Origin of the sequence: Sulfurovum xiamenensis (assembly GCF_030347995.1) — a bacterium.
Lineage (GTDB): Bacteria > Campylobacterota > Campylobacteria > Campylobacterales > Sulfurovaceae > Sulfurovum > Sulfurovum xiamenensis.
Genome location: NZ_JAQIBC010000002.1, coordinates 382,942 through 407,173, shown reverse-complemented (window position 1 = coordinate 407,173; position 24,232 = coordinate 382,942). Strand labels below are relative to the sequence as shown.

Here is a 24,232-nt window from a genome sequence, read left to right as displayed (position 1 = left end):
GTACAGATGAAAACAATTTATGATTTTAAAGTTAAAACTATTGAAGGGAAAGAGACAACACTGGAACCATACAAAGGAAAGGTGTTGCTTATCGTAAATGTTGCGAGTAAATGTGGCTATACACCTCAATATGATGGACTTGAAACACTCTACAAAAAATATAAGGATCAAGGATTGGTGGTACTTGGATTTTTTTCTTAATTTCTTAATTTAGTATAATTATATGACAATTTGACATATTTCTTATCTTTTTCAAAAAAGTATAATAGTATACTTTTATGGCAAAAACAAAAAAACTTAATATCACTGGCAAATCATTAGCACAATATAATGAAAAGAATACTAGGTCCCATTTTGATTCAGTAGTTCCAGACTATGCTGAAGAACATTATGGCTATTACTTAATTTATAAAGGCAATGATGAAACTTCATCGAATCAATCAAGACTGTATTTCTCCACTAAACATTTGAAAGAATTTAAAATTTCAATCGGGGAAACAAATGGTCTTGAAAAGTGTACTGTTGAAAAATCACCAAAGCAATACTTGATAGATCTATATCCAGAGTATGAAGATTTCATTATAGATACTATGATCCGTATTGTCCCAAAAAATTTATCTATTACTTCATGTAGAGAATATATCTGGGGATGTGGCTTATTTCTTGCAGCTATGAAACTACATAGTTATGACCTTGAGAAATTATCAGATGTAACAAATGAGATGCAGGATGAAGCCTGGAACTCATTATCTAAAATTGATCATGCAAAAAATAGCAAAGCTCATCTTCAAACGTTTTTTGGAAAACTCTCTTTGCATTCAGATAAAATAACTCAACAGTTTCGCAAAGGGGAAAAGAAGAAAAGTAAACTAGGTTATCCTACTACAACAATTTATCAATTAGATTATTATGCTAGACAAGATATTAAAAGAATTATGAAAAGAGTATCTGAATACCAACAATGGGAAAATGAATTCACGTCCATAGGTTATCTTTTTAGCTTAGAGAATCTTGCAAAAACATATTATGAAAATCTTGAAAATATCGTTAAAATCGATCGAACACAGGTAAGAAAACTTGCGAAAGTACTTTATAATGTTGAATTAAAATGTTATATACAAGCAAAGGACAATGAGACACATCTTCGTCCATATCGATATAGGTATGAAAACCTCGAACAAGAACTAAAACATAAAAAATTATTAGAATTATCCAAGAGTGGTAAAAATATCACTATGAATGATGAGCGAATGATGACATTTTGGTTATTGGAATTGTTAGAGTCACCACTTGCACATACATTTAAAGACAAATATGCGAACTTATTTAGTTTTTCATCCCTATCTACAACAATAAACAAACGATTAAATGTTGAATTAGTTGATTTTCATACACGTATTGGGCCAACATTTCATGAAATATACCCCTTATATGTTCTAATATTGATACGTGAAGGTCTTAACTCTGAAGTTCTAAGAAGTTGGCAAGTACATAAAACCCCTACCGGAAAACACCATATCGGTGACAACTCAGGAATAGCTACAGTAATAAAGGGCTTAAAAAATAGAAGCAAGAGTATTATTTGGACACCGATTAAACGTGATTCTATAATTGAAAAATACTTGATGTTTTATATTGACTGGCTTACACCAATCTATGAAAAAAGCCACAAAAATAGTTTATGGCAATATCGTTCTGAACGTTCAGGTAAAAAAAATATTTCAGTTTTTAACTCCCGAAAACATATTTCGCTTGCTAAACAATCCATACGTTGGTTTTTTAAACGTTATGACGTTTTTTTACCAGATGGAACTAAACTTGATACCATAGATCATACACGATTACGGATCAGTAATAATTTCAATGATTATTTAAAGGGTCTAAGTGAATTTGAACGGCAAATCAAAAAAGACCATACTAGCATTAATACGCAGCTTCATTATGACAACATGATTGAACGTAAAGAAATTCAAAAAAATAAACTTGCTAAAACCGTTAATTTTGCTGAGGATATTTTTAGAGGAAGAATAACTAGAGAAGATAACGACAAAATCAAAGTTTTTGAAGGAATGTTTGCCGATTGTGCTGATCCAAAGCACCCTACATATCCTGGTAAACCTAAATTACATAACAATGAAGTGTGTAGTGATTGGTTCATGTGTCTTTGTTTATGTGATAAAAGTCGAGTAATACCAAATATTCATGGTCCAGCCATATATGCATGGAGAGAGTATTTACTTGAAGAAAAAAAACGTCTTCCACGGGAATCTGATTGGGAAAAAGAATATCTTCTCCAATTGGACGGTATAAAATCCACTATCAAAGGTTTTACAAAAGAAGAAAAACATTACTGTAAGATAAATATGGGTCGATTTAGAGGTATGGTTCGTGCCCACTATAAAAAGAAAAGAGAAATTAATTTAAAAGGTAGTGCATGCTGAACTCAAACATACGTGAAGAATTATTGAAATGCAATAATAAACAAGATATATATAAGCTACTCGAAGGTGTTACATACCCCAAAACTAATCAAACTTCGTTTAGTGAAGAAATCATTCAATTACCTGCTAGCAGTGGATATAGCAATATGAATGTAAAGACACAAGGCCTATATGATCTTTCATTTAGAGTGCTCTTATTATTAAAATTTAATGGACATGTCGGCCTAACCCCTCAAAATACCGGAAAATCTAGCTATGCAAATAATCTACATAGACTTTTAGCTCGTCTTTATGAGATTACGGGACAAATTAAACGAATGGATGATATAAATAATGCTCATCTTGAAAAATATCTTTCATTACGGTCTGACGAAGTATCGCCCACTACTCTTTCAAGTGAAATTTACATGCTTGAAGAGTGGATTACTGAGGCTAATCCCAAATTACCATATTTTCTCAGATTGGATGAAAGTCTTGTATCAAGTACATCATTAGTTAATACTATTAGAGAAAATGCAGCTATACTTGATAGACAATACCGTAGTGGTGTTGGTGGCGTTGAGAAAAGACTCTACCCATTAGATGAAATGAAAAGCATAGTCTATGAAGCGATTAACCTGATTGAAGAAGTCTCAGAAGATATCCTCAATATAGCACCAATTTATGTTCAATCTCTTCAACTTACTGAAGCACGTAGTAGAATTTATATATACAGATCATTAAAATCTATGCAAGCCTTCAAAAGTCATCCTCAGCTTATTAAACTTCAAAACGAGTGTAAAACAACGACAAACTCAAAAGGCATAACCATAAAAGAACCTATTCTTCAGTCTATAAAATCCCTAGAAGGAGCCTGTGTGCTAATTGGGATAATTATGACAGGCATGAGGGTATCAGAGTTTACCACTCTCCCGCGTTTTCCGAATTTTAGACAGGATGAACAATACCATCTTTTAACACGTTTAATTACAAAAACTGCCTCCAGTGAGGATGGGGAAGAACTTGAAATGCCAATACCTAAAATTGGTAAAAGTGCAATTGAAATTCTTTCCAAACTAGTAAGAATAATAGATGGACAAGATGAAGGAAATTTAATTCGATCATCGATAGACACTGTACATGTTGAAGATGTAAAAAGTGCTTCATCTCGATGTGTTAACTCGATAAAAAATTTTTGTAAATATATCGGTATCAAAAAAAATCCGACTCCGCATCAACTCAGACACACTATGGCATTTATTATCGTTTATCTAAGTAAAGGGAGTGGTCTAGAGTTAGCTAGACTTTTCCTGGGACACACTTCAATTACAATGACATTACGTTATTTAGGGCATTATAACCACTTGTATCAGACTGCAATCAAAGAATTAGAAGAAGATGATGCAAAATTACTTGCAACAGTTATTTCTGATGAAATTCGTGGTGGCAATAAATTGTATGGAAAAAAAGGAGAATATATTACTCAAGAAGGGGTATTTATGGGTAGTTATGCAGAAGAATTTGGAGACCTACTTGAGCTAAGTATTGTAGGTTTGGTAAAACAGGGAAAAATTGCAATTCTTCAAACTCCAGTATGTATCTGTATTCATGATCTCTCAAATCCCAAAGCAATGAATTGTCAACGAGGATTTGATATTGCTGATTTTACAGGTGAACGTCCATTGACTGCACGCTGTGAGCCAGGAGATTGCAATAATGCAGTATTTACAATATCAGATATCCAAAAACTGCAACAAGATCAGCTTGTAGAAGAGATACCTGAAGAATTCAAAGCACGTCTCATGAGGAATATGTATGTAGTTAATGATGGAGGGTTGGAAGAAATGATGACACCTCTAGAGAAAATTATTAAATCTTATGAAATGGATATAGGAGCATAAATGTCTGGTGGAAGATTAACTGAAGAAGAAAAAACATCAAAACTGATAGATTTAAATCAAGCAGTAGAGGACCTAAAAGAGCAGTCTACTATAGAAAAAAACCTTGTAACCTTTCCAAGAGTGTGTGAACTTGCAAATCAAGGTTGGGAAAAAAAAGGATGGAATTCTCCCATTAGTGAAGCATCACTAAAAAGCAAAAGTGAAAAAAGTTTCTGTAAAGAAGTACGAGACAAGATAATCACCTTTAAAGAAGAACGAAAAGAACTTAAATTGGCTGCTGACAAAAAGGTAGTTGGTGATATCAAAAATAAACAACATACTATCGATAACCTACTTATACGAATCTCAGAGTTACTTGATAATGAAATCATGTTGCAAAAAAGGCTCAAGGAGAAAGATCAAACGATACGAAGACTTAAAAAAGAAATTGATAAGGATTAAATTATGAATTTTAGATTAGAAACTGTTCCACATCCAAAAATAAATAATAGAGATATTACTTTTATACTTGAAAATAACGATATTCATTTACCTGCAGCTAAATTTTTAGCAAAAGAGGCTAGAAGTGGAGGAAAGAATGGAACAATAGGTGGAATTACTAGTCATTTACAAAGAGCCAAGCAGCTGCGTGAACTTTTTCACCATTTACAAGATATTGGTATCAACTGGCATGAAGCAACCGAATCGGATATTATCTCCATAAGGAATGCTATGTTGCATTGGGACTCAAATGATAATCCAGATAAAAATAATAAATACGATTATAAAAAAATCAAAAATAACACTATGAACAGCAAACTAAGTGTTTGGTTTAAGTTTTTTCAATATATGCAAGAGATCGAAGAAAGATGTGATATCGTACTTTCAACAAAGCTTGTAAAAATCAATAAATATTCAAGCAGTATGAAGAAGCATATAGAGGCCCGTAAGAAAGAAGTAGAATATATTGAAGTTTGGGACTTGATGGTTCCTTCGGATCACGTAAGTAAAACATTCAAAACCATTACACGAAAAGAATTTGAATATTTTAGTAAAAAGTTACGAGAAGATGATGTTGTTTACGAAATGATCGCTTTGGTGATGGCTACCACAGGATTACGTATTGATGCTGCTTTAAAGCTCCGTCCGGACCAATTCAGAAGTTATTTCAGATACTTCCACTCAGGCAAAAGCCTCAATAGTAAAGTTTCTCTTAGTTATATTGGGAAAGGGGACAAATATCTTGAATGTAAAATCCCGCTTCGTACGATCCATACACTCAAAGGCGAATATCTCAATCGTGCATATACAAAACGTCTTAAAAATCATGGAGAGAGAAGTAAAAGAGGCTTAGAAGAATATAATAATAAATATATGTGGTTTAACTCAAAAGGAAGACCAATTAATGCTACGGATGTTAGAAAAGCATTCAAAAAAGCCTCTTTGGCACTGGGAAGAACACAAAGGCCAATAACTCCACACTGGTTAAGACATAGTTTTGCAACATGGGCATTAATTGACTTTTCTGTACGAGAAGGAGTATTTTTAAAAGGAACAACACCGGATCCACTTTTTATAACGCTTCTTGCAGATCTACTTGGGCATGCAGATGAAAAGACTACGATGCAATATGTAAGAACAGCAATTGCAATTATCGAAATGGAGCGCCTTGAGAAAGAGAACCAGTCAGATAAATATTATGACGGTCCACTAATGACGTTCCAGCTATTTAGAGAAGATCCAGGGGCACAAGCAATTGTAAAACAAGAAGCCATAGATGAATTTGGAGAAAAATTTGATGAAAAATTGTTTGATCCTATTCAATATGCCCAATCACGAGGTATGTTGGTAGATAACTCTTACTAATTAAAAACCTCATAAAGTTATATATTGAGCCACTTGCAGATTCAACATCACAAAGTGGCTTATTGAGACTGTTCAGTATTTTGTGTCAACCGATAGATAAGAATTATATCATAATTAGTCGTCTATCAGTGATCGACTTCACATAAGAGAATCATCCGTTTTTTAGACTCTTTTGGGGATGTGCTTTCATTGATACTTTTCCTTATANCGATAGATAAGAATTATATCATAATTAGTCGTCTATCAGTGATCGACTTCACATAAGAGAATCATCCGTTTTTTAGACTCTTTTGGGGATGTGCTTTCATTGATACTTTTCCTTATAAAAACCTCCTATATAGAACATTTTATAAGGTTTTCTATTGAAGGGTACAATTTTATGGTCTGCAAACGCCGATACAGCGAATAACGTTATAAAATATGTTAGATTATAAGGTTTTAATAGATTGCTTCAAAAGGGTAAGCGCAAATAATGCGCCTCCCAAATTGTTTGATAATTGTTATTCCCTTTTAAAAAATAGAACATATAGGGATGGCAGTACCAGCAACGTTAAGATTGTTGAGGAGATAATTCCTCCTGTAACTACTACTGAAAGTGGATATTGTATTTCTGAACCTACGCCTGTAGCAAAAAGAAGTGGAAGAATACCAAAGAGCGTGGTAAATGCTGTCATAAGTACGGGTCTCAGTCTTAGCAAAGTGGCATTTTTTACCATATCTATCATTTTCACTTCTGGGAATTTTTTACGCAGATCATCAATGAATGATACGAGCACTATCCCGTTGAGTATTGCTATGGCAAAGATAGCAATAAACCCTACAATTGCAGAGACACTCAAATATTCCCCAGAGATGAGTAAGCCTACAATACCACCCATTAGCCCTAGTGGTACACCTAATAAAATTAAAAATGCTTTTTTAAACGAATTGAATGCTGTATAGAGCAATAACAAAATAAGCAAAATCGTGATAGGTATAATCATTGCAAGCGTTTGCGTAGCTTCTTGCATATTCTTAAAGTCACCCGCCCACTTGATGTAATAACCATCAGGAATAATGACCTGATCTCTTATCTTTATATCTGCTTCTTCAACAAACGTTGCAATATCACGATCTTCAACTTCTAGTGACAGAACCATATATCGACTCAAATCCTCACGTTTAATAAAGGCGGGTCCTTGTACTACACTAATATCACATACTTCCTGCAAGGAAACTATTTTTCCAGTATCTGAACGCAGGATCAATGTCTTTATTGCTTCTATATCTTTTTTTGCATTTTTTAATTTGGCTACAATGCCAAAGCGCTTCACTCCTTCTATCTTTTGTGAAACAGCTTCTTCTCCGATGCCATAACGAATGACTTGCATGACATCTTCTACACTGAGTCCATATCGAGAAAGGGCTAAGTAGTCTGGCTTGATATTGATTTGAGCTTGTCCTAATTGTGTTTCCACCTCTGCATGGTCAAGCCCTTCTATACCTTTCAATACTTGGGATATTTGTGCAGCAATATCAGACATTATTTTTTGGTCTTCACCATAGATTTTGACCGCAAGTTCTGCACTAACTCCCTCAAGAAGCTCTTCTATACGCATAGCAATAGGCTGAGTAGAGATAAATTGCAAATAGTTAAATTTTTCTTTGAGCTTCATTGTCATCTCTTTGTCAAGTACAGGGATTTCCTCAAACTCTGGATTAAGGGTCAAGAGTACCTCCATGTAATTTGCTTGTGCCGTTTCACCCTTTTCACTTCTTCCTACCATGCTCAACACAGAGAGTACTTCGTCAGGGTAGGTTTTGAGCAAAAATTTTTCTATGGCTTGTGCATTTTCTACATTTTGCGTAAGCGAAGTTCCAGGGATTGCAATAACCCTGTACATAATAGTTTCCTCATTAAGTTCAGGCATAAACTCTCTACCTTGCTGACTAAGCAGTCCAACCAAGATAAAGAATACAAAGAAAGTAATAGCTACCAACGTCTTTGCATGATGCAGAGAAAACACTAGCATAGGAGTATAAAATGCTTTGACAGCTGCCATAAGAGGACTGTTCGAATGTTTTCCTTCTTTGAGCATCATGTATGAGAGTACGGGAACCAGTAGAAGAGCCACAGCAAGAGAGCCAAGCATTACAAAAACGATGTCCAATGCCATAGGGGTATATAATTTCCCCGCAAGTCCCTCAAGGCTCAATAGTGGAATAAAGACCGCTGAAATAATAAGCAGAGCAAAGAGTACGGGCTTTGCCACTTCTGCTGTGGCTTCTGCGATCACTTCTGCGCGTGAAGCTTCAGGATTATCATGCAGTATCCTGAAGCTGTTTTCTACAACCACAATGGTGCCATCAACTATCATTCCTATGGCTATGGCAAGACCACTAAGACTCATGAGGTTAGCAGATATACCATATTCTTCCATCAATAAAAATGCAATGAGCAGAGAGATAGGAAGAGAGAGGATAACGATAAATGCAGAACGCAACTCAAACAGAAAAAGAAATAGTATGATTGCAACAAGTACTGATCCTGTCAGAAGTGCAGAAGTCATTGTGCTGACTGCTTTATGAGTAATTTCTGTTCTGTCGTAAATCACTTGTAGCTTTACTCCTTTAGGAAGTGCTGACTCAACCAGTGGCATCTTTTCCTTAATGAGCCCTACAACCTTGGCTGCATTGGTTTCTGAACGCTGAAGCACCATTCCAAAGACTCTTTCTTTTCCGTCTACACTTACTGCACCAAAGCGTGGGGCCTTTCCCTCCTGTACAGTGGCCACATCTTTTATGGTCACTACTTTGGCATCTTTTGTGCGTATGACAGTGTTGCGTATGTCATCCATTTTTTCATAGAGTCCCGCACCTCGTATAAGGTACTGCTCCCTATTGAATTCTAGATATTGTCCACCTACGGATTGATTACTCTTTTCTAATGCTTCAATCACTTCACTATAGGTGACATCGACTGCCTGCAGCCGTTTGGGATCCATGAGTACTTCATATTGTTTTTCGAAGCCTCCCCAAGAGATAACTTCTTCTACACCATCAACGGATTTAAGCAGTGGTGTAACTGCATACTCGTGCAATTGACGAAGTTGGCTGTGCGTATATTTATTGTCTTTGTCTTCAAGGGCGTACCATAACACCTGACCCAAACCTGTCGTATTTGGTCCCATGGTCGGGACACCCCATCCTTGAGGTATATCTACCGTATTTAGCCTTTCAGTGACGAGTTGACGCAAGAGATAGGTATCATAGCCGTCTTCAAAGAAAATAGAAACATATGAAAGCCCAAACATTGAGTTTGAGAGTATCATCTTGACCCCAGGCAAACCTGACATAGCAGCTTCTATAGGATAAGTAATGAGCTTCTCTATATCTTCTGCTGAATTACCAACACTCTCTGTATATATTACTACCTGCTTAGGGGTAATGTCTGGAAATGCATCTATGGGTATGTCTTTATACGCCTTGTAACCAAAACCAGATATGGCAATAAACAGCGCAAGTATAAGAAATTTGTACTGTATAAGTATTTCAAAAAAACGTTTCACAGCAACCTCCTAGTGACCGTGTTCGCCAAGCGAAGACTTCAGCATCATTGATTTCACGAAATAAACACCTTCGCTTACATACTCTTCATCTGCTTCTATGCCTTCGACAGCCACGTATTCGCCAGTATACGCAATGATATTAACAACTTTTGGCATGTATGGGACTTCTTCATCCTCGTCATGATCTTCGTGCTCACCTTCATCATTATCTTCTTTTTCATGTGCATCATGGTCATCTTTTTTATGAGTATCATGATCGTGTCCGTCGTGTTCATCTTCTTTATGTGCATCGTGATCATGTCCATCATGCTCATTTGCTTCATCATCATCGTGCTCGTCTTCTTCGTGTTTTGTCTCCACAAATACAACCCAGTTTCCTTGAAAAAGTGTTAATGCTGACTTCTTCACCATTACGGCATTTTGATAAGGAGCAAGCGATATATCCATCTCTGCGAAAGATCCAAGAAGGAGGCTTGAAGGACTTTTTTCTATTTGAAAAAGTACTTTCGCACGCTGCGTCTCCTCGTCAATGCTTGGTAGCAAGTGCACAAAATGAGAAGGGTATACTTTGTTTGCAACCTTCAACCATCCTTTGGCCTCTTTTGATACTTGCATCGCATCATCGACAGCAAGATATGCAACAGCATAATAATCTCTTTGGTCCACCAATGTCATTAAAGGCGTTTGGGCATTTACATTGCTGTGCAGTGGAGCTAAAATTTCTCCAACAACACCATCTGCATGTGCATAAAGCACAAATTGATCTGTTGCACTTTTAAGATCATCAGGATTAATACCTAAAGACTTCAATTGCGAAGACAAGGCGTTTTGCTTAGAACGTATCGCTTGCAGGGCTATAATAGCGTTGCTTAAGTCATTTTGTGAAGCTACACCTTTCTTATGGAGTTTCATAGTGTTGTTCTTTTGTGCCTCTGCAGCCTTGGATTGCTCCAGTAGTGCGAGATGCTCAGCAGTCATTTTAGAAAGCTCTATAGATGCTATAACGGCTGTTTTGTCACCTTTTTTTACATGTTGTCCTGGTGTAACAAAATAAGCTTCCAGATGTCCAGACAGTCTAGAAACAACCTCTTGTTTTTGGCCTGGCAGTTGTGTTATCTGCGCATTGGTTTGAATAACTTTTCCTAAAGGTTTTAGCTCAGCATGTTCAATTTTGATTTCACTTGCTAACCCTTTCAGCGGGAAGAGTAGAGACAGTAATAATATATATTTAGTCATTGTAAAGTCCTTGTATAAAACGTAATTCTATTTTTCGCTTGTTGATCATTGCTTGTGTTTTTAGTAATGATTTTTCTGTCTGTATGAGTTTGTTTTTTGCATTCATCATCACAAAGATAGAGCCTTGTGCTATTTTATAGCCTTCTAAAAGCAGCTCACTAAGTGCTTTCTGTTCACCCTCTAGTTTTTTGAGGGAGTAGTACTGTTGCGAAAGCTCTTTAATGGAAGATTTAAGTCTTTGCTTTTGTAGGTTGAGATCTAATTTAAGCTGTGCATTGTCAAGCTCCAGTTGCTGCATTTTAAGTTTTGCAAGTGCTTTTTCTTCTTCCTTGTTATGTTGTACAGCCAACGGAATGGAAATACCAAATCTTAAGATAGATTGGTCAGGCTCTTGCTCTATGCCAGCGCTTAATTCGTAGCTGTTAATGCTGCTGTCGTTCATGCGTATCTGGCTTGCTAAAACCTTTTCTTTTGCAGTTAAAATTTTCTCTTTAGGGCTAACTTTTAAAGCATTTTGAGTTTGATGTGAAACAGAATAGATGAATTTTTGATCCAAAGAAACCTTTTCACTAAAACCTGCAATAGATAAGAGTTGATAGTGTAGTGAGTTCATCTCTTGTTTTGTTGTATGTATCTGTGTTTTTAGCGCCAAAGTGTCTGTTTTTGCCTGAAGGTATGCTACTTTGTTTTCTGATCCATTTTTATAGCGATCTTCTACTATGCCTGTCACTTTATTTGATAGTGCATACTCTTGCTTTATCAACGAAAGCAGTTTGGCTTGATGGACATAATCAGTATAAAGCATTTCAAGCATTTTTATGTAACCTGCTTTTCCTTCAAGTATATATGCCTGTTGGAGCAGATTGGAAGCATTGGCTTTATCTTGAAGTCCTTCCAGATAGTTGCCTGTTCTGATTGTTTGAGAAGCGCTTATCTCATAGCCATATTCAGAGTCAGTAAAATCAGGGTTGTATCGTGCTGCCACTAGGTCCAGGGTCGGGTTTTGTGTTCTTAAAAGTATGTTATTCTCTTGCCTGTTTGCTTCAAGCGAGAGCTGCTGACTTTTAAGTACTTTCGAGTTTTCTTCTATATGTTTTTTAAACTTTGCATAGCTCATCCCAAAGAGAGAAAGCGACAAAGTTAAAAAAATCATGATGATTTTTTTCATTGTTTATTCCTGTAAATAATATTTTATGTGTTTTAAATAGAGTTATAGTGTTGTGGTGTGGTTAAGCGATAGGTGGTTTTATGGACATTTCTTTAGATGGGGGCGTATAGAATGTATTTTTTTGCTTTGGCTGTTCACTATATAGTAAATGATCAAAATTTATATCAGATACACTCATGATGGCAGTAAAATGAAAACAGTGATCCATGGTGCAGAGGTCAGCTGGATCAACGGTAACTTCTGTTACATGCGTATAGTCATACACTGTATTGTTGTGACAATCAGTACAATCATCTACTACAGCAATGATAGTGGCGTGAGCAATATTGAAAGACAATGAAAACAATAGTAAGAGTTTAATCATTGTACTTTTCAATATATTACCTTTTTGTATTTTGACTACTATAACTTAAAAATCTTTAACTCTTATTGCCTAAAAACTATATTGGCTATTCTTTTTGTATTGCATAGCCCATTTGCGCACATTTTATGATGAGCACTCACCACCTGAACAACATTCAGGACTCTTTCTGTTGAAGTAAGGCTTGATTAGGAAATAGCCTACAAAACCCCACAGTATCACTGAACTAAGAACGGAAATTATCCCTCCTTCCTCTTCCATGTGAACCAGAGATTTTGGATCAATAGCGTTACTGTCAAAAACGTAGTCCAGTCCTAGTCCAAAAAGAACACTTCCAATAATAATGCTGCCAAGATAAATATAAAGAGATCGTGTTCCAAGCATTTTTTTAACCACACCTATAGTCACAGTGTTGGTAGCTGGCCCAGCAGACAGAAAGACAAAGGCTGCACCTGCGCTTACTCCAGAAAGCATTAGTCCAGCTGCAATCGGCAAAGAGGCAGTCGCACACACATACATAGGTATGGCTATAGCGATAACGATCAGATAGCTTAGCCATGAATATTCTTGAAGTACTTGGGCAAGATTTTCTGGTATCGCTACAGTAATGAGTGCACCTATGATTAGCCCCCAAAAGAGAGGTTTTGCTATATCGCCTAAAAGTGTGACAAAAGCATAGTTCATTGCATCTTTAAAAGAGAACTTTTTATTCTCCTCGCAAGTGCTGCCACAACATGATGCTGTGCCCGAACTACATGACTCTTCTTGAGGCGTACCTAGAGTAAAATTCGTGGTCTTATTTGGTGCAACGGCAGAAAAAGATGAAGTAGCCTTTTTGATCGTTTGTGTGTTTTCATCAGGATCTTTGTCAAAGATGTTTGCTAGTATTCCAGCAAACATCGCAATAAACATAGAGGTAATGACACGGTAAACCGTAAAAATCCATCCAAACATACCATAGGTAGCCATAATCGAGTCTACACCTGTGATAGGAGTAGAGATGAGAAAGGAGAGCGTTGAACCTTTTGAAGCACCCGATTTCTTGATTGAGGCTGCAAGAGGAATCACGCCACAGGAGCAGACAGGTAGAGGTATGCCAAAAATGGTAGATTTTACTACTGAAGAGACATTGTCTTTTCCTAGATGCTTGGTCACAATGCTATCGGGCACTATCTCGTGGAGTATTCCAGCAAAAATAAGTCCAAACAAAATATATGGAGCCATAGCAAGACTAAGTTGCCAAAGTGCTTCAAAAAAGTGAGTAATTTCCATTTCTTCAACCTTTTATGTTATAATCATATAACGACATTGTTATATGAAATTGCTTTAAAAGAGATTAAAATGGAAAATATTGTTACTGTTGGGAAAATCTTATCGGATATAAATCGAGTAAAAATCTTAGGGCTACTGTTAAGAGATAAGGAGCTATGTGTGTGTGAGTTTTGTGATACTTTAAATCTCTCTCAGCCTCTTGTTTCTCGGCACTTAAAACAGATGAAGGAGTCAGGTATGATTACTTCGAAACAAGAAGGGAAATGGGTTATCTATTCCCTTCCAGATACACAAGATCAGATGGTGAATTGTTGCTTATCAGAAATAAAGAAGGCAGCAGATGATTTACCTCGCATAATTACTTGCTCACGTTAAACTTGTAGAGAAGATTAAACAGATTTGAATATAGAAAATAAAAATATCGTAAATTGTTTACTAGTATGACAATGATAGAGTTATAACAAATTTTTAAAAGGTTTTTGAAAATCTTATTATTCTCTAGGAGGAGATTACTCTATCATGCCTCTTGGATTATATCACAAAATTGTTATATGTATATAATACATATTCTTTAAACGTTATAAAATATATAATTTTATAAGGTTTTAGACAAGAGTTATTTATTTCTTTTTTTGTAGGATAAACTCTGACCTATCAGCCAGAGTATATTAATTAAAATCGATAGATCACTGATATCAATGCAAGCCCTCCAAGTGCCGCCATCAAATATGCGATTAAATTTGTAGCAGACCAAGGCATATCAGGGTACTCTTTCTGCATTGCCCGCATATCTCGTCTATGCTCGAACATGCCAAGTAGAAGCAAAATTATACCAATACATATTAATATGAATTCAAACTCACGTGCTCCAATGAGTGATACTTTGATGAGTGGTATTTTCCCGGATATTTCCAACTGAAAAAACTTGTATGCAGTAAAACCAAAGGTAATCAGTGATGTTCCTGTTCTAACCCATGCCATCATTGTACGTTGATATGCACCACGTGTACGCTCAAAAGCCAATCTTGTAGTAATTGGAATATGCTACAATCATAGTATGGAAGGAATCCTCCATAATTGAGAGGTTCTAAGGTTGAGTGAATACCAAGTAATTTATAGCACGAAAGGAAGAGATGAAAAATTATAATTATCATCAAAAAAGTTATAAGAATTATATGATACTTTTAGTAAATACTGTATTTCTATTACTATCAGTTAATTTATATGCAAAGGATAAAAATATGACTTCAATATATGACTTTAAAGTCAAAACTATTAATGGCACAGAAACAACGCTTGAACCTTACAAAGGCAAAGTATTGCTCATAGTCAATGTAGCTAGTAAATGTGGCTTCACACCTCAATATAATGGGCTAGAAGCACTTTACCAAAAATACAAAGAAAGTGGTCTGGTTGTACTTGGTTTTCCATCTAATCAATTTGGCTCTCAAGAGCCTGGAACAGAAGAAGAGATACAAAACTTCTGTCGTGTGAACTTTGGTGTGACTTTCCCGATGTTTTCAAAAATAAAAGTTAATGGTGAAAATACACATCCACTCTATGCTTATTTAAAATCTGAGCTACCTGGTTTTTTGGGAACAGAGTCAATAAAATGGAACTTTACAAAATTCCTAATTGACAAAAATGGAAAAGTTATTCAACGTTTTGGCTCAGCAACCAAACCCAAAGAAATTGAAAAAGAAATTAAATCACTACTCTAACAATATCTAGCTGTAGGATTCTAGATAAGAGAATCAATAGAATACTGGCAATTTATATCTTATCCATACTGTCCAGTTATAAGATTGGATAGAGTTAAACAATCCATTTAAATATTAAAATAAACTCATATATTTACATAACTACATTACAAGATTCATAATCAAAAAACAATTTTAAGGATATAAAGTTATTATACTTTTTTAGATAGTAGGGTATTTTAAAAGTATTAAATTAAATATACTAAAGTTAAAAATACTTAATTATACCGTTGATTTTTGTTCAATTAGATATTTCAACGATGTTTAGGGGTATTAAAGGCTATTATACTAAATTTAATTATAGAAAAGGTGTGCCATGTAACCAGTTTGGTTCCCAGGAACCAGGTTCTGAAAAAGAGATACAGAATTTTTGTCGTGTGAACTGTGGTGTGACTTTCCCTATGTTCTCCAAGATCAATGTCAACGGCGATGATACGCATCCACTTTACAGATATCTTAAATCAGAACAGCCGGGAATTTTGGGTACAGAAGCGATCAAATGGAACTTTACGAAATTCCTTGTGGATAGAGAGGGTAAGGTAGTTGAGCGTTTTGGTTCATCTACCAAACCTAAAGAACTCGAAGAAAAGATAGAAGCACTACTAAAATAGACCTGATCTGTTTACTCTATGTAATATATTATTGCACACGGAGTACATAGAGAGTCTCTACAATAATAAAAAGGAGACAAGTGATGAAAGTAGCACTGACTGGAGCCAGCGGGTTCGTTGGAACGGCTTTACAGAATCATTTTAAAGAGTGTAGTGTCATAGACAGGAAAGATGACATCTCTATGATAGTAAAAAAATTAGAAGACGTTAATGTTGTCATTAATCTTGCCGGTGCTCCTATTATCAAGCGATGGAGTGATCCTTATAAAAAAATTCTTCTTCAAAGCCGTATAGAAAGTACAGAACGATTGGTAAAAGCGATCAATCAAAGTCATGTGAAACATTTTATTTCTACTTCAGCCATTGGTATTTATCCTGATGATCAAAAATGTGATGAAAGCTGTACAGAAATAGCAGACGATTTTTTGGGTGAACTTGCCCATAAGTGGGAAGAGGAAGCTAGATTGTGTGAGAAACCAACCACTATATTACGTTTTGGTGTGATACTTGGCAAAGAGGGTGGTGCATTGGCACAGATGCTTACACCATTTAGATTGGGTGTTGGAGGCATTATTGGAAATGGGAAGATGATGACCAGTTGGATAGCTATGAAAGATCTGGTACGCATCTATCAATTCATTATTGATAAGCATCTTACCGGTGTTTTTAATGCTGTTTCCCCCAACCCTGTTACAAATTATGTTTTAACCAAAGCATTAGGAAAGGTTTTACATCGTCCTACCATACTGCCTATTCCTGAATTTGCTTTGCGCATCATGTATGGGGAAGCCAGCTCTGTCCTTACAGGTTCGAAAGAAGTCTATCCTACTGCACTCCAGGAACAAGGTTTTGTCTTTGAATATACAGACATAGAAAAAGCGCTAAAACACCAGTTAACCTAGTTTTTACAATGAATCGACATTATGAGGCTACGAACACAACCCTATTATTTGTAAAATAAACAAAAAAGTGAGGTTTCCGTGAAACGAGCCATAGTATTAATGAACATGGGTGGACCCAATAACTTGGATGAGGTAGAAGTTTTTTTGAACAATATGTTCAACGATAAACGCATTATTTCAGCACCAAAGCCTATACGTAAGATGTTAGCAAAACTTATTACATGGAGAAGAAAAGAAGAAGCCAAAAGCAGTTATGCTGCTTTAGGAGGAAGATCACCTTTGGTAGGGTATACAAAACAACTCATATCAAAACTTGAAGAGGGTATTGATGCTACCGTACATATGGCTATGCGTTATACCCCTCCTTATTCATTTGATGCACTTCAAGGACTTAAGCATGTGGATGAGATCTATGCTATCCCTCTATATCCGCATTACTCAAGTACAACGACACTTTCAAGTATGGAAGATCTCGAAGAGAGTATCAAAAAGCAGGGTATTCATGCAAAAGTAAAAACACTGCATAGTTATTACCGTCATCCAGATTATATCGCTGCAAGTGTAGAGCGGATCAAAGAGGCACTTGGTACAGACAATCCTGAAGAGTTTGAGTTGGTTTTTTCTGCACATGGACTACCCAAAAAGATCATAGATAATGGAGATAACTATCAGCGTCATATCAAGTACAATGTATATCATGCTCGTAAAGCATTGCTCGAAGCAGGTATTCAGTTTCATAAGACCCATCTTGCCTACCAGTCAAGACTTGGACCACTGGAATGGATACGTCCCTATCTTGAGGATAAACTCAAAAGTCTAAAGAAAAAAAAAGTTATTATCTATCCGATAGCCTTTACCATTGATAATTCTGAGACAGAGTTTGAACTTGATGTAGAGTATAGAGAGATCGCTGAAAAAATTGGGTTTGTGGAGTATCGTGTGGCAAAGGCCCCTAATGATCATCCCTCATTTGTCAAATGCATAGCAAATCTATATGAGAGTATGAAAGTCTCCTAATGATCGAGTATGCAGTAGTTGGTTCTGGTATAGGTGGCAGCAGCATGGCTGCATATCTGGATGCTAAAGGGTATGAGACTGTTTTGTTTGAAAAAGAGCCATATCTTGGTGGATGCAGTTCGACCTTTGTACATGGAGGTTATGCTTACAATACCGGTGCTACGACACTGGCTGGATATCAAGAGGGTCATATTGTAAAATCAATGTTTGACAAAATAGGCTTTACGCCTGAACTTCTGGTCACAGACCCTACAATCGTTATTATACAAAATGAAAAAATCACACCTCGTTTTTCCGACTTGGAAGATTTTTTAGAAGTGCTTGAAAAAAACTATCCTCATCCTAAAAATCGTGAATTTTGGACATTGGTTCATAGACTTGGAAAAGAGTTTTATGCTTTGCATGGACATTACTACTCTAATCGTTCTCTATGGCATAAACTTATATCACTGACAAGTTTTTTCCCTTTATTGGTCAGATTTCAACGTTTCTTACGGACCAATGCCTATGATTTTATCAACGATTTTTATGGAGATATTTCGGAAGAGTATCAAAAATTTCTAGAAGCACAGATCCTCATCGTTGCACAGGCTCATTCAAAAGAGATCAATTTTTTTACTGCAGCACTCTCTTTGGGATATTCTTTTAATGAAACTCATTATGTACCAGGTGGATTCGGAAGATTGTTTGATCAGATGACAGCAAAGATGAAGTATATCAAACGTAACACACAAATAGAAAAGATTGAACGACACAGTGATCATTTCACACTACATACCAAAAATGAGTCACTAAAAGCCAAAAAAGTGATACTGAACAGTACCATTTATGACAGCGAAAAACTTTTTAATGATGAAAAAGTAAAGAACTATTATCAAAAGTATGAAACACTCAACAATCACCAAAGTTCATTTATGCTCTATATGACAATAAGAAGTGACAAGAAGTATGAACATCATTATCAACTGATACAGGATGAACAATATACACACAGCATATCCAATGCAGTCTTTGTTTCTTTTTCAGATGTGACAGATAACATGCTTACACCTGAAGGGCACTATAGTGTGACAGCATCCATACATACTGATGTAAGGTTTTGGGAAGATAAGCAAACCTATCAGAGTAAAAAATCAGAACTTCAAACTCAAATGCTAAAGAGTATCTGTGCTATACTTGATATCAATGAAGAGGAGATAGTGCATCAGTTCGCTGCTACACCTAGAAGCTTCAAGCGTTATATTAACCGTTCACAACTTGGAGGAAATGCTATCACTATGAAAAACTTCCTACCAAAACTTCCTTCCAATGATACTCCAATTAAAGATTTATATCAGGTAGGTGATACAGTCTATGCAGCACAGGGATGGCCTGGAGTGATGTTGGGTGTTGAAAATCTCAGAGGATTGCTGGATGTATAATATCGCTTTGCGTATCAAGGTACTTGATTGGCTTTACATTTTACTTATTGGCGTTGTTTTTGCGATGTTGCTCTCTTCTTTAGGGTATGTGCTTTTAGGTCTTGAATGGGTCCAAGGTATGTATTTTGGAGCTATGCTTGGTTTTTCTATTACATTTTTCTCTCTTTTGTTCATTACGTTTATGAATCAAACTATTTTACCAAAGATCTCAAAAATATTTTGGCTACCATTGGCAATATTCTTCTCGTTTCTTTCTGGTTTTTTAGGTACTTTATTAAGTACTGAAATTGCAGAGTTATGGGATATTGATCTTATCCCCTTATTTCATACCCACCATGTCCAAATAGCTGTTACCATAGGTGTTCTGACGTATATAGTAGGTGCTTTGCTGTATCGTTTTGTAAAGATGCGTAATGAAAAAGAAGAGGTTGATCATCATTATTTGCAAAGCCGTCTCCGTTCATTGGAGACTCAGCTCAATCCACATTTTCTTTTTAATGCTTTGAATTCTATAGCAGAACTCATTCACCAAGATCCGAACAAAGCTGAGACTGCCATATTAAAAGTATCTACTTTTTTACGCAATACTATGGATGAAAAAGCACTCATTCCATTGAATGATGAACTCAGAAATGTGCGTGATTATGTCGAACTTGAGAATATACGTTTTTCAGGTAAGATCCATATGCATATTGATGATTCTATACCTAAGATAAAAGTACCGAAATTTTCCATTCAGTTACTTGTAGAGAATGCTATAAAGCATGGTTTTATAGACAAAAAAATATTAGAAATATCTCTATTTTATGATCAAAGTCAAAATACACTGATATTGAAAAATAATGGTAGAGCAATGAAAAACACCAAATTTGGAACCGGCTTAACGAATCTAGCCCAGCGTCTAAAGCTTCTCTGTAAGGGAAAGATAGAAATAACAGACAAAGAAACCCCCACTTTTACTATCTATTTAGGAGATTGTCATGAAAATACTCATCGTTGATGATGAAGCTTTAGCACTTAGCAGACTGAAAAGAATGCTTAATACACTTGGATATGAAGATATCATAGAAGCAGAGAGTGCGACAGGTGCACTTCAAGCGATCAAAGAGAATCATGTTGATCTGGCACTATTAGATATTAACATGCCTGGAAGCAGTGGACTTGAACTGGGGTATGAACTACGTTATCATCAGGAGGACATAGCCATCATATTTCAAACAGCGTATGATGAACATGCGCTTAAAGCGTTTGATATCGGTGCAGTAGGGTATCTGGTCAAACCTTTCAGTATAGAACAGTTAGAGCAGTGTATAGCACGTGTTAAAGTGGAAAGTAAAAGCAGTAATGATCTTCGTTTGATGAGTAAGACGGGTGAGAGCTATTATCTACTGAAACCAGAGGAGATCTATTATGTCAAAGCGGATCTCAGTGAAGTGATGTTACGTTCTTCGAAAGGATTTTCTTACTATGCCCAAAAGATCTCTGATCTTGAAAAAAGATTATTGGCTTATCATTTTGTACGTATCCATAGATCCTATCTGATCAATATTAACAAGATCAAAGAGATAGAGACCATAGAACAGAGTAAACTCCGTTTTTCATTTCAAGATATCCCTGATCAGATAGAATCCAGTAAAGATGGAGCAAAAGCATTTAGAAACCAATTTTCTGTCTAAAATGTTTTCACTCATTCTTCATGGAGTAAAGCATAGTGCTTGATGAAGTCTATAACTTTAAAGTTATTTTGTTATTATCGTCCGCTACATCAAAAATCGATTAAGGTTACTATGAATCAATATAACAGAGTCGTTATAAAAGTAGGAAGTTCTGTGTTAACAGAGAAGGGTGAGATCGCAAAAGAGCGTATGCTTAATCTCGTTTCTTTTATCGTAGAAGTTCGCAAAAAATATGAGGTTATATTTGTAAGTTCTGGTGCAGCAGCAGCAGGGTACACAGCTTTAAAATTAGACAAAAGAGAACATATTAGCAAGAAAGTCCTGGCTGCAATTGGACAGCCTATACTCATGAGCTCTTACAAAAAAAAGTTTGATATCTATGATACGGATATTGCTCAAATTCTTTTGACCGAAGATGATTTTAACTCCAGAAAACGTACAGAGATATTTAGCCAGATCATACAAACATCATTTAAAGAAGACATCATTCCTATTGTCAATGAGAATGATATTTCAAGTACACCTGATCAGATATTTGGAGATAATGATCTACTTGCAGCCAAAGTGACCCATCATACAGACTCGGATCTCTTGGTTATTTTGAGTGATATAGACGGTTACTATGACAGCAATCCAGATGAAAATCCTCATGCACAAATGTTAAAAGAAGTGAATAGTATTTCAGAAGATGAACTTGCTGCAGTATATAGACCTCATAATGAATTTACATCAGGCGGTCTATATACTAAGTTGGTTGCTGCAGATTTCCTGATCAATAAAAAACGTGAAATGTTTCTATGTAGCGGGTTTGATCTTTCGACTGCCTATGAGTTTCTCATGGATGGTAAACATACGAAAGGAACGCTTTTTAGAGCAAAGAACTAGTGCATCCTGACCATTTGGGATTGTAGATTCTGTTCATGCTTGGTATGCTCTTCCAGCATTCAACTTTTTACTACTGCTTCACGGCACTCTTTTATTTACACATATTATAATAATTACATTGATACCATAGAGTTAACTCTGTATAATAAGCAAGAATTGAAACATATGAAGGGTTATCTATGAATGATAAGATAAGAGAAATGATTGAAGAGATCGACAAGATGAAGGTGAAACTTGCAAAAGAGATCGACAAACAAGAGAATCATATCTCTTATGAGATCAAAAATGGCTATGTGACATTTGAACAAGAGGTTTTGGCCAAACAAAAAGAGAATATGAAAAATCTTTTAACCTGGTTTAGGGAAGTGCCTTTTTTACATTTGCTTACGGCACCTCTTATCTATGTGATGGTCATTCCTGCTATCATCTTTGACGTGTTGCTCTTTATCTATCAACAGATCGCATTCAGAATTTTTAAGTTTGAGTTTATCAAACGAAGTGACTATATGCACTTTGACCATCATTACCTTGGATATTTAAACGCTATTGAAAAGCTCAATTGTCTTTATTGCTCTTATTTTAATGGCCTAATGCTGTATGCTTCAGCCATTTCTGGTAGAACCGAACTCTACTTTTGTCCTATAAAACATGCGAAGAAGGTGATAGCGCAACATAAGTATTATGAGGAATTCCTCTCTTATGGTGATGAAGAGGATTATCAAGAGAAGTTAAAGGATCTTCGGGAAACTTCTCAACAGTAGAAAACAGTGAATTTTTAGATCACTAAAGGGCGCTTTTTTGCTTTCGTACGTAATTTATTGACAGATTTTAGCACAAAAGGGTGTTTTATGACCCAGATCTCAAATCTGTATTTGTAGGGAAAATCTATGATAAGCAATCCTATCAGGATGGTAAGTATTCCCTGACCGGGTAAAAAAAGCAGGAAAATACCTCCTATGATGAGCAGCACTCCAATGATATTTTTAAGGAATATAAACATAAAGCGTACCATTTTTGGTTTTTGACAGCATAGATACCTTTGGCGTTTTGGATGCGTAAAATAATCTGCAGGTATTTGAGTCACTATCCAAGGAATCAACAGTATCGAGGCGATAAAGCTCATGATCGACACTAGCGTTAACCCAAACAATAGATTTTCATGATTATCAATAAACTCCATCATTGCATTATTTCTATTTCTTTATTGTAGCATCAGCGGCGATACTGCTGTAAAGCGTACATATAGGAGTTGCGTTCATACGCAGCCGGGTTATCGGTATGGGTCAGAGAGATACTTCCTTTCATTTGCGAGATAGAGTCATACTCGTATTCCTGCATCCATTGGGTGATTTCATTGAGTATCACAGCTGCCTGGGCTTCTCCTTTGGTAAGAAGTATGGAAGCCAGTGCCACTGCATCTGCTCCACTCATGATGGCTTTGAGCACATCTTCACCGCTGTGTATCCCTGTACCCGCACACATTGAGCAGGAAAGCTTGTTATAGAGGATCGCACACCATCTTAAAGTTTCACTGATATTGGCTGGGCTGGTGATATTGGCACGCTGCAATGGAGTAAGAAGTTCAAGGTCCACATCCACACGTGCAGGATTGTCAAAAATGGTCAGACCGTTGGCTCCGGCTTCCACAAAGCGTTTTGCCATATTTGCAGGGCTGGAAAAATAGGCGTTCATTTTGACATTGAGGGGAATAGATATATGCTCTTTGACTTGCGTTACGGTGTCGACATACATTTGTTCTACGGTATGACCCTCCATATCTATAGAGGTAGGAATATAGGTGATGTTAAGTTCTAAAGCATCCGCACCGGCTTCTTGCAGTTTTTTGGCATATTTCACCCATCCTCCTGCAGAAACACCGTTCAGACTTGCGATAATCGGAATTTGGACAGCTTTTTTGGTTTTTCTAATCTCTTCAAGATAGTTTTCAGAGTGGAGATTCTCAAAATCCACTTCATTTGGCAGATAAGTAGTTGCTTCAGCATTAGCGTTACTGTGAATGTGCAAAAAATGGTCGATCTGATGGATCTCATGGTTAATCTCTTCTTCGAAGAGGGAATGCATGATGACAGCGGCGATACCGTTCTCTTCAAGCTTTTTTATGCTATCAAGAGATGCCGTTAACGGCGAAGCACTAGCAATAAGAGGATTTTTTAACTCCAGCCCTAAATGCGTAGTAGTCAGTTCCATG

General features: G+C 36.2%; 23 protein-coding genes. 16 read left to right on the top strand and 7 right to left on the bottom strand.

The features are described 5' to 3' along the window. The first annotated feature begins 6 nt into the window (after window positions 1–6). From PF327_RS05130 to PF327_RS05110, 5 genes are all read left to right on the top strand, one after another. Window positions 7–201, top strand: a complete 195-nt coding sequence (locus PF327_RS05130) for a redoxin domain-containing protein (RefSeq protein WP_289401576.1) — start codon at window positions 7–9, stop codon at window positions 199–201. Window positions 202–278: 77 nt separating this feature from the next. Then, a complete protein-coding gene (locus PF327_RS05125; protein WP_289401575.1) occupies window positions 279–2,441 on the top strand; it encodes a hypothetical protein in 2,163 nt (720 codons plus the stop codon). After that, complete coding sequence (locus PF327_RS05120) at window positions 2,435–4,321, top strand: site-specific integrase (protein WP_289401574.1); 1,887 nt, start codon at window positions 2,435–2,437, stop codon at window positions 4,319–4,321. Before PF327_RS05125 ends, PF327_RS05120 begins: the two co-directional genes overlap by 7 nt. Beyond that, window positions 4,322–4,762 (top strand): hypothetical protein, encoded by a 441-nt coding sequence (locus PF327_RS05115; RefSeq protein WP_289401573.1) that lies wholly within the window; start codon window positions 4,322–4,324, stop codon window positions 4,760–4,762. It abuts the gene before it with no gap. Between the two features lie 3 nt (window positions 4,763–4,765). After that, window positions 4,766–6,166, top strand: a complete 1,401-nt coding sequence (locus PF327_RS05110; protein ID WP_289401572.1) for a tyrosine-type recombinase/integrase — start codon at window positions 4,766–4,768, stop codon at window positions 6,164–6,166. Between the two features lie 500 nt (window positions 6,167–6,666). On the opposite strand, the gene PF327_RS05105 is transcribed toward PF327_RS05110, so the two are convergent. Genes PF327_RS05105 through PF327_RS05095 form a run of 3 tightly spaced genes read right to left on the bottom strand, consistent with a single transcriptional unit; the run spans window position 6,667 to window position 12,118 of the window. Beyond that, window positions 6,667–9,714: an efflux RND transporter permease subunit gene (locus PF327_RS05105; protein ID WP_289401571.1), complete on the bottom strand. Its 3,048-nt coding sequence runs from the start codon at window positions 9,712–9,714 to the stop codon at window positions 6,667–6,669. Between the two features lie 9 nt (window positions 9,715–9,723). Continuing rightward, entirely contained in the window at window positions 9,724–10,950 is a 1,227-nt protein-coding gene (locus tag PF327_RS05100; RefSeq protein WP_289401570.1) for an efflux RND transporter periplasmic adaptor subunit, read from the bottom strand. Further along, window positions 10,943–12,118, bottom strand: coding sequence for a TolC family protein (locus tag PF327_RS05095; protein ID WP_289401569.1), 1,176 nt, complete (start codon window positions 12,116–12,118; stop codon window positions 10,943–10,945). The genes PF327_RS05100 and PF327_RS05095 overlap by 8 nt, the downstream gene beginning before the upstream one ends. Window positions 12,119–12,308: 190 nt before the next feature. Between PF327_RS05095 and PF327_RS05090 the strand changes: the two genes are divergently transcribed. After that, a complete protein-coding gene (locus tag PF327_RS05090; protein WP_289401568.1) occupies window positions 12,309–12,458 on the top strand; it encodes a hypothetical protein in 150 nt (49 codons plus the stop codon). A 147-nt stretch (window positions 12,459–12,605) separates the two neighbouring features. On the opposite strand, the gene PF327_RS05085 is transcribed toward PF327_RS05090, so the two are convergent. Continuing rightward, window positions 12,606–13,751 (bottom strand): SO_0444 family Cu/Zn efflux transporter, encoded by a 1,146-nt coding sequence (locus PF327_RS05085; protein WP_289401567.1) that lies wholly within the window; start codon window positions 13,749–13,751, stop codon window positions 12,606–12,608. 69 nt (window positions 13,752–13,820) lie between these two features. Here PF327_RS05085 and PF327_RS05080 point away from each other — a divergent pair, with 69 nt between their 5' ends. After that, window positions 13,821–14,126: an ArsR/SmtB family transcription factor gene (locus tag PF327_RS05080; RefSeq protein ID WP_289401566.1), complete on the top strand. Its 306-nt coding sequence runs from the start codon at window positions 13,821–13,823 to the stop codon at window positions 14,124–14,126. A 297-nt stretch (window positions 14,127–14,423) separates the two neighbouring features. Here PF327_RS05080 and PF327_RS05075 read toward each other — a convergent pair whose 3' ends face one another. Beyond that, on the bottom strand, window positions 14,424–14,774 hold the full coding sequence (locus PF327_RS05075) for a DUF202 domain-containing protein (protein ID WP_289401565.1): 351 nt from the start codon (window positions 14,772–14,774) through the stop codon (window positions 14,424–14,426). A 218-nt stretch (window positions 14,775–14,992) separates the two neighbouring features. On the opposite strand from PF327_RS05075, the gene PF327_RS05070 reads away from it, so the two are divergent. The 9 genes from PF327_RS05070 to PF327_RS05030 all read left to right on the top strand — a co-directional run bounded on the left by PF327_RS05070 (window position 14,993) and on the right by PF327_RS05030 (window position 22,784). After that, window positions 14,993–15,472 carry a glutathione peroxidase gene (locus PF327_RS05070; protein ID WP_289401644.1) on the top strand — a complete coding sequence of 160 codons (480 nt, stop codon included), beginning with the start codon at window positions 14,993–14,995 and terminating at the stop codon, window positions 15,470–15,472. Between the two features lie 350 nt (window positions 15,473–15,822). Continuing rightward, window positions 15,823–16,122 carry a glutathione peroxidase gene (locus PF327_RS05065; RefSeq protein WP_289401564.1) on the top strand — a complete coding sequence of 100 codons (300 nt, stop codon included), beginning with the start codon at window positions 15,823–15,825 and terminating at the stop codon, window positions 16,120–16,122. A gap of 83 nt (window positions 16,123–16,205) precedes the next feature. Continuing rightward, window positions 16,206–17,024 carry a TIGR01777 family oxidoreductase gene (locus PF327_RS05060; RefSeq protein WP_008242449.1) on the top strand — a complete coding sequence of 273 codons (819 nt, stop codon included), beginning with the start codon at window positions 16,206–16,208 and terminating at the stop codon, window positions 17,022–17,024. 78 nt (window positions 17,025–17,102) lie between these two features. Then, window positions 17,103–18,041, top strand: a complete 939-nt coding sequence (gene hemH / locus PF327_RS05055; protein ID WP_289401563.1) for a ferrochelatase — start codon at window positions 17,103–17,105, stop codon at window positions 18,039–18,041. Next, the gene (locus tag PF327_RS05050; RefSeq protein ID WP_008242458.1) at window positions 18,041–19,462 is read left to right on the top strand and encodes a phytoene desaturase family protein; all 1,422 of its coding nucleotides are present in this window, start codon (window positions 18,041–18,043) and stop codon (window positions 19,460–19,462) included. The genes hemH and PF327_RS05050 overlap by 1 nt, the downstream gene beginning before the upstream one ends. Next, window positions 19,455–20,462 carry a sensor histidine kinase gene (locus tag PF327_RS05045; protein WP_008242459.1) on the top strand — a complete coding sequence of 336 codons (1,008 nt, stop codon included), beginning with the start codon at window positions 19,455–19,457 and terminating at the stop codon, window positions 20,460–20,462. Before PF327_RS05050 ends, PF327_RS05045 begins: the two co-directional genes overlap by 8 nt. After that, a complete protein-coding gene (locus tag PF327_RS05040) occupies window positions 20,443–21,138 on the top strand; it encodes a LytR/AlgR family response regulator transcription factor (RefSeq protein ID WP_008242460.1) in 696 nt (231 codons plus the stop codon). Before PF327_RS05045 ends, PF327_RS05040 begins: the two co-directional genes overlap by 20 nt. A gap of 111 nt (window positions 21,139–21,249) precedes the next feature. After that, window positions 21,250–22,023: a glutamate 5-kinase gene (gene proB, locus PF327_RS05035; RefSeq protein ID WP_037999868.1), complete on the top strand. Its 774-nt coding sequence runs from the start codon at window positions 21,250–21,252 to the stop codon at window positions 22,021–22,023. Window positions 22,024–22,202: 179 nt separating this feature from the next. Next, complete coding sequence (locus PF327_RS05030) at window positions 22,203–22,784, top strand: hypothetical protein (RefSeq protein ID WP_008242465.1); 582 nt, start codon at window positions 22,203–22,205, stop codon at window positions 22,782–22,784. A gap of 14 nt (window positions 22,785–22,798) precedes the next feature. Here PF327_RS05030 and PF327_RS05025 read toward each other — a convergent pair whose 3' ends face one another. Then, window positions 22,799–23,206, bottom strand: a complete 408-nt coding sequence (locus tag PF327_RS05025) for a PGPGW domain-containing protein (RefSeq protein WP_037999870.1) — start codon at window positions 23,204–23,206, stop codon at window positions 22,799–22,801. A gap of 29 nt (window positions 23,207–23,235) precedes the next feature. Then, a complete protein-coding gene (locus PF327_RS05020) occupies window positions 23,236–24,231 on the bottom strand; it encodes a dihydroorotate dehydrogenase-like protein (RefSeq protein WP_008242469.1) in 996 nt (331 codons plus the stop codon). Between the last annotated feature and the right edge of the window lies 1 nt (window position 24,232).